Annotated in this window: 4 protein-coding genes and 1 pseudogene; all 5 read left to right on the plus strand. The window is 71.8% G+C overall.

Translation table 11 applies throughout. From position 1 onward, the window contains the following. The first annotated feature begins 188 nt into the window (after positions 1-188). Positions 189-494 carry a putative quinol monooxygenase gene (locus ACH4FX_RS05765; RefSeq protein ID WP_398475481.1) on the plus strand — a complete coding sequence of 102 codons (306 nt, stop codon included), beginning with the start codon at positions 189-191 and terminating at the stop codon, positions 492-494. A gap of 438 nt (positions 495-932) precedes the next feature. After that, the gene (locus ACH4FX_RS05770; RefSeq protein ID WP_398475483.1) at positions 933-2,507 is read left to right on the plus strand and encodes an AMP-binding protein; all 1,575 of its coding nucleotides are present in this window, start codon (positions 933-935) and stop codon (positions 2,505-2,507) included. Positions 2,508-2,738: 231 nt separating this feature from the next. Then, on the plus strand, positions 2,739-4,208 hold the full coding sequence (locus tag ACH4FX_RS05775; RefSeq protein ID WP_398475485.1) for an aldehyde dehydrogenase family protein: 1,470 nt from the start codon (positions 2,739-2,741) through the stop codon (positions 4,206-4,208). Beyond that, a complete protein-coding gene (locus tag ACH4FX_RS05780) occupies positions 4,196-5,848 on the plus strand; it encodes an APC family permease (protein WP_398475487.1) in 1,653 nt (550 codons plus the stop codon). The genes ACH4FX_RS05775 and ACH4FX_RS05780 overlap by 13 nt, the downstream gene beginning before the upstream one ends. A 313-nt stretch (positions 5,849-6,161) precedes the next feature. Further along, positions 6,162-6,386, plus strand: a pseudogene (locus ACH4FX_RS05785) (hypothetical protein); the annotation flags it as partial.

The following is a 6,386-nucleotide window of genomic DNA, read 5'->3' on the forward strand; positions in this document are numbered from 1 at the left end:
CGACAGGGCGGTGGTTCCGGCCGATCCGGCCTGCCGCGGGGCCGGGGGCCGGAGCGGCCCGGCGTTCCCTGCCGTACGACGCGCCGGAGCACCGGGCCTGACGACACGTCCGGGGCTCCGGCCGCAGGTCAGAGGCCGGGCGTGGGATAGGTTCGTGCGACATTCCGTTCGCTTTGGAGGTCGCACAGATGCCCGTCGTAGTCGCCACGATCAGGACGAAGCCCGGCGAGCTGGAGGCGGCTCTCGACGTCTTCCGCTCGCACGCACCGGCCGTGCACGAGGAGGACGGCTGCCTGCTGTACGCGGTGCACGCCGGAGAGGACCGCGTGGTGGTCGTGGAGAACTGGGCGGACGGCGCCGCGCTGGACGCCCATTCCCGGGGTGCGGCGCTCGCCGCGATCGCGGAGGGGGTCGGCGGGCTGCTCGCCGCGCCGATGGATGTCGCCGTGCTGGACGCGGTCCCGATGGGCGACCCGGGCAAATCCACGCTTTAGGCACACTTCGCAGTACGGCCCCGGCAAAAGGCAGGCAAACAATGCGTCAATTCCTCGCCAGCGGGAGCCCGTCATTTCGGACGATGCGTAATTCTCGCCCGCGGCCGGCGTTCCGGAATGTCCGGCCGCGGCCGTCCGTACACCTTCCCGATGGCCCCGCACCCCACTGACCGGCCATTCCCATGACTCGCCGACCGCCGTCCGGCAGGTGCGCGACCTGCCGGTTTCCGCCCGGAATTGCGGGCGGAAGGCGGTGCCGCGCGCCCGGACGCCCATCGCGGCCGGTCATTGTTGGCCGGATATCCCCGCCTCGGTAAAAGGCCCGCCAATGCGCGTTCGCATCAACTTGGAACCCTTGATCGACGACCGTTAGCATGGAAATGGTTGTCCGGGGCAACTAACTACCCGTCATGCCCCGGGATCTAGGAGGAATCACCTATGCCCGACACCGCGCACGACTTCCGCACCTACGTGGAGGAGAACCTCGACGCGCTGGGGGCCGACCCTGGGCGCGAGGCGCTGGTGCACCAAGGGCGACGCGTCACCGCGGGTGAGTTCCGCGCCCTCGTCCACCGCATGGCCCGCGCGATGCGGGGTCAGGGCATCGACCGCGGCCGGACCGTCACACTGCTCAGCGGCAACCTGCCCGAGACCATCGCCGCCCGCTACGCCGCCAACCTCATCGGCTGCCGGGTCAACCACCTCTACAACAAGCTCTCGGCCGACGTGCAGGCCACCATCGTCAAGGACGTGGAGACCGCCGCGCTCATCGTCGACCCCCGCTTCGACGACCGGGCCGCCGAACTGACCGCGCTGGCGCCGGTGGCGACCGTACTGTCCCTGGGCCCCGCGAAGACCGGCACCGACCTGCTGGAACTGGCGGCCGCCGAGAGCGACGAGCCGTTCCCGAGCCAGGCGCGGCCCGAGGACATCTGCACCATCCGCCACACCGGCGGCACCACCGGCCACCCCAAGGGCATCTGCACCACCTACGGGCAGGTGCGCACCTTCGTCGCCGACAACGACGAGGACGCGGGCGACGCCAAGGTGCTCTGGGAGCGCCCCGCCGGCCAGGAGGGGAACCGGCTGCTGGTGTGCACCACGCTGGCGCACGCGGGCGGCATGATGGCCGACGTCACGCTGCGCGAGCACGGACTCGTGGTGCTCCTGGAGGACTTCGACCCGGCCGAGGTGCTCGCGACCATCGAGCGCGAGCGGATCACCCACCTGTTCCTGCTGCCGCCGCTGCTGTACCAGCTCACCGACCACCCCGACGCGGCCACCACCGACACCTCCAGCCTGCGCTGCCTGACCTACGGCGGCTGCCAGTCCTCGCCCGCCCGCATCGCCGACGCGATCCGGCGCTTCGGCCCGGTGCTGGTGCAGTTCTACGGACAGAACGAGGCCGGCGGGATCAGCGTGCTGCCCGCCGAGGACCACGACCCGGACAACCTGGAGCGGCTGCGCTCGGCCGGCCGCATCCTGCCCAACGTCGAGGTGGCGGTGCGCGACGAGGACGGCCGCGACCTGCCGCGCGGAGAGCACGGCGAGATCTGCATCCGCTCGGCGAGCATCATGCAGGGCTACTGGAAGCAGCCGGAGCTGACCGCCGAGGTGCTGCGCGACGGCTGGCTGCACACCGGCGACATCGGCTTCCTGGACGACGACGGCTACCTGACCATCGTCGACCGGATCAAGGACATGATCGTCGTGGTGGGCGGCCACGTGTACACCACCGAGCTGGAGGACCTGCTCAACTCGCACCCGGGCGTCCTGCAGAGCGCCGTCTTCGGCGTGCGGGACGCGGACCGGATGGAGCAGGTGTACGCGGCCGTGGTGCCCGCCGCCGGCCGGAGCGTGGACGCGGAGCAGCTGCGCGCGATGGTGCGCGAGGCGCGCGGCGCGATGTACGAACCGGCCCACATCGAGTTCGTCGAGCAGCTGCCGCTGACGGACGCCGGCAAGCCGGACAAGAAGCAGCTGCGCGCGCAGGCGACCCGTACGGCCGCCTGACCCGCGGGGACGGCCGGACCGGCCCACTGCCGCTCAGAGGCGGGGGCCGGTCCTTCGTCTGCGGCGGGGCCGGTCCTGGCCCGGCCCCGCTCCGGCGGGCCCGCCGGGCAGCCACCCGGAGCAGCGCGTCATGCGTCCGCACCCCGCCCCGCCTACGCTCGGTACGGAGATCGTCACCGAGGCGGCCCGGCCGGGCCGCCCGTCCGCGAGCACAGGCACGGAGGCTCACCCATGCCGGAGCTGTTCATCGGGGGTCAGTGGACCGCCGCGGCCGACGGGGAGGTGCGCGAGATCCGCTGCCCGGCGGACGGCACGCTGGTCGCCACCGTCGACGAGGCGGGCGCCGTGGACGCGGCGGCCGCGGTCACCGCGGCCCGCGCGGCGTTCGACGACGGGCCCTGGCCGCACACCCCGGCCGCGGAGCGCGGGGCGCTGCTGCTGCGCGTCGCCGGTCTGCTGGAGCGCGACAAGGACACGTACGCACGGGCCGAGTCCCTGGACACCGGCAAGCGGTTCGTGGAGAGCCGGTACGACATGGACGACATCGCCGGCTGCTTCCGCTACTTCGGCGATCTCGTGGCGTCCGGCAACGACGGACGGGTGGTGGACACCGGGCAGCCGGAGATCGACAGCCGGGTGGTGCACGAGCCGGTCGGCGTCTGCTCGCTGATCACACCGTGGAACTATCCGCTGCTCCAGACGGCCTGGAAGGTGGCCCCGGCCATCGGCGCGGGCGACACGTTCGTCCTCAAGCCCAGCGAGCTGACCCCGCACACCGCGATCCTGCTGATGCGGACGCTGGTCGAGGCCGGGCTGCCGGACGGGGTGGCCAACCTGGTGCTGGGCGCGGGCGCCGCCGTCGGCGCGCCGCTGACCAGCGACGAGCGGGTGGACCTGGTGTCCTTCACCGGCGGGCTGGTCACCGGGCGGAGCATCATGGCCGCCGCCGCGCCCACCGTCAAGAAGATCGCGCTGGAGCTGGGGGGCAAGAACCCCAACCTGGTCTTCGCCGACACCGACTTCGACACCGCCGTCGACTACGCGCTGATGGCGGTGTTCCTGCACTCCGGGCAGGTCTGCTCGGCCGGTGCGCGGCTGCTGGTGGAGGACACGCTGCACGACGACTTCGTGGACGAGGTGGTGCGCCGGGCGCGGGCGATCCGGCTGGGCGGGCCGTTCGACGAGGACGCGCGCAGCGGACCGCTGATCTCCGCGGAACACCGCGACAAGGTGGAGAAGTACGTGGCGGCCGGGCTGGCCGAGGGCGCGGTGCTGCGCTGCGGCGGCGAACGCCCCGACGACCCCCGGCTGCGGGACGGCTACTACTACCTGCCGACGGTGCTGGACGAGTGCTCCCCCGGCATGTCCGTGATCCGTGACGAATCGTTCGGGCCGGTGCTGACCGTGGAGCGGTTCCGTACCGAGGAGGAGGCGGTGGCGCTCGCCAACGACACCGTCTACGGGCTGGCCGCGGGCGTGTGGACGCAGAGCGCGGAGCGCGCGCACCGGGTGGCCGCCCGGCTGCGGGCCGGCACCGTGTGGATCAACGACTTCCATCCGTACGTCCCGCAGGCCGAGTGGGGCGGTATGAAGCAGTCCGGCATCGGGCGCGAGCTGGGCCCGGCCGGGCTCGGGGAGTACCAGGAGGCCAAGCACATCTGGCGCAACACCGCGCCCCGGCCGCAGCGGTGGTTCGAGTGAGCGGCGGCACGGGGCCCGCGGCGGGCGGTTCGGCGAACGGGGGCGGACAGGGCGACGGCGTGGACACCGCGCCGGCCGCGGAGACCGAGACCTCCAGCGACGACGACTCGCTCGCGGAACTCGGCTACAAGCCCGAGCTGAAGCGCACCCTCGGCAACTTCCACACCTTCGCCGCCGGCATCAGCTACATCTCGATCCTCACCGGCACCTTCCAGCTCTTCTACTTCGGCGTCAACCACGGCGGTCCCGCCTACTGGTGGTCCTGGCCGATGGTCTTCTGCGGCCAGCTGATGGTGGCCCTGTGCTTCTGCGAGATGGCCGCCCGCTATCCGGTGGCCGGCTCGGTCTACAACTGGTCGAAGCAGCTCGGCGGCCCGCACGTGGGCTGGCTCGGCGGCTGGATGATGATGACCGCGACCATGGTGTCGCTGGCGGCCGTGGCGCTCGCCTACCAGGTCACGCTGCCGCAGATCTCCTCGTTCTTCCAGTTCATCGGGGACGGCAGCGGCCGGACCGACCAGGCCGCCAACGCCGTGCTGCTCGGCGCCGTGCTCGTCGTGTTCACCACGCTGGTCAACGCGTTCGGGGTCAAGCTGATGGCGCAGATCAACTCGGCCGGGGTGGCCATCGAGCTGATCGCGGCCCTCGCGCTGATCGTGCTGCTGGCCGCGCACATCACCCGCGGCCCGGGCGCGGTGACCGAGACGTACGCGCTGGGCCGGGGCGAGTCGCTGGGCTACCTCGGCGCGTTCCTGACCGCCTCGCTCGCCTCCGCCTACGTCATGTACGGCTTCGACACGGCGTCCTCGCTCGGCGAGGAGTCCAAGGACCCCGGCCGCAACGCGCCGCGCGCGATCCTGCGGGCCCTGTTCGCCTCGTTCCTCATCGGCGGGCTCATCCTGCTGTTCGCGCTGCTGGCCACGCCCGATCTGCACGACAAGCGGCTGGCCGTGGACGGCCTCCAGTACGTCGTGCTGAGCGCGCTCGGTACGACCATCGGCGACATCATGCTGTGGTGCGTGGTCATCGCGATCACGGTGTGCGCGCTGGCCGTGCACACCGCCGGCATCCGGCTGGCGTTCGCCATGGCCCGGGACACCAATCTGCCGGCCGCCTCGCTGCTCGCCCGGGTCAGCCCGCGCTTCCAGACCCCGGTGGCGCCCGCGGTGATCATCGGGTGCATCGCGGTCTGCATCCTGCTGGTCAACGTCAACCAGCCGCAGATCTTCTCGGTGATCACCAGCATCGCCATCATCATGATCTACGTGGCGTACCTGATGGTCACCGTGCCGATGCTGGTACGGCGGCTGCGCGGCCAGTGGGAGCCGGCCGCGGGGAAGTTCTCGCTGGGCCGGTTCGGGCTGCCGGTCAACATCCTCGCCGTGCTGTGGGGCACCGCCATGGCCACCAACCTCGCCTGGCCGCGCGCCGAGGTCTACAACGCGAACGGGCCGCAGCACTGGTACCTGCGCTGGGGCGCCTTCCTGTTCGTCGGCATCGTCGCCGTCGGCGGCTTCACGTACTACTGGTTCGTCCAGCGCAAGCGCACCTGCGTCCTGGCGGGCCACGCGGCCGAGACGCCGGAGGACCCGGCGAACCCGGACGGGTCCGAGGACCCGTCCGCTCCCGCGACGCCGTGACCCCTCCGGAGCCGGCCGCGCCATAGTCGCGCCCTCCGCACCGTGCGGCATCCCTCGCCCGCGGGTTCCCTCGGGGAGCCCGCGGGCCGCGCCGTACCCGCACAGGTAAACGGAATTTCGCATTCCGCCAGCTCGGCGCACTCCTGTACCAATCTGTGACACAAATATCCGTTTCTCCAGGCAACCGATCATGCGGCGCATGCCGTCTGGATGGTCGGCGGTTGCCGCAACCGGCTCCGGCGGTCCCGTGACCGCGCCGGGGCCGCGGTGGTGCCCGCCACAGCCAGTTGTGTTGCTTCGGAGGGAACCCCACGTGCACGTCAGATCAGCCCGTCGCACAGTCCTGCTGTCCGCCACCCTGGTGGGAGCCGCGCTGCTGACCGCGTGCGGTGCGGACGGCGGCTCCCAGGCGTCCGACAAGCCGGCGGCGAAGGTGACCGTGACGCCGGCGGCGGGCAGCAAGTCGGCCGAGCTCGGCTCCCCTATATCCGTGAAGGTCAGCGGCGGCAGTCTCACCTCCGTCGAGGCCAAGGACGAC

This window comes from Streptomyces sp. NPDC018019 (assembly GCF_044327805.1).
Lineage (GTDB): Bacteria > Actinomycetota > Actinomycetes > Streptomycetales > Streptomycetaceae > Streptomyces.

Bases quoted from the DNA above. Each gene is read 5' to 3' on its own strand.
- ACH4FX_RS05775 (WP_398475485.1), top strand. From the start codon at position 2,739: ATGCCGGAGCTGTTCATCGGGGGTCAGTGGACCGCCGCGGCCGACGGG.
- ACH4FX_RS05765 (WP_398475481.1), top strand. From the start codon at position 189: ATGCCCGTCGTAGTCGCCACGATCAGGACGAAGCCCGGCGAGCTGGAG.
- ACH4FX_RS05770 (WP_398475483.1), top strand. From the start codon at position 933: ATGCCCGACACCGCGCACGACTTCCGCACCTACGTGGAGGAGAACCTC.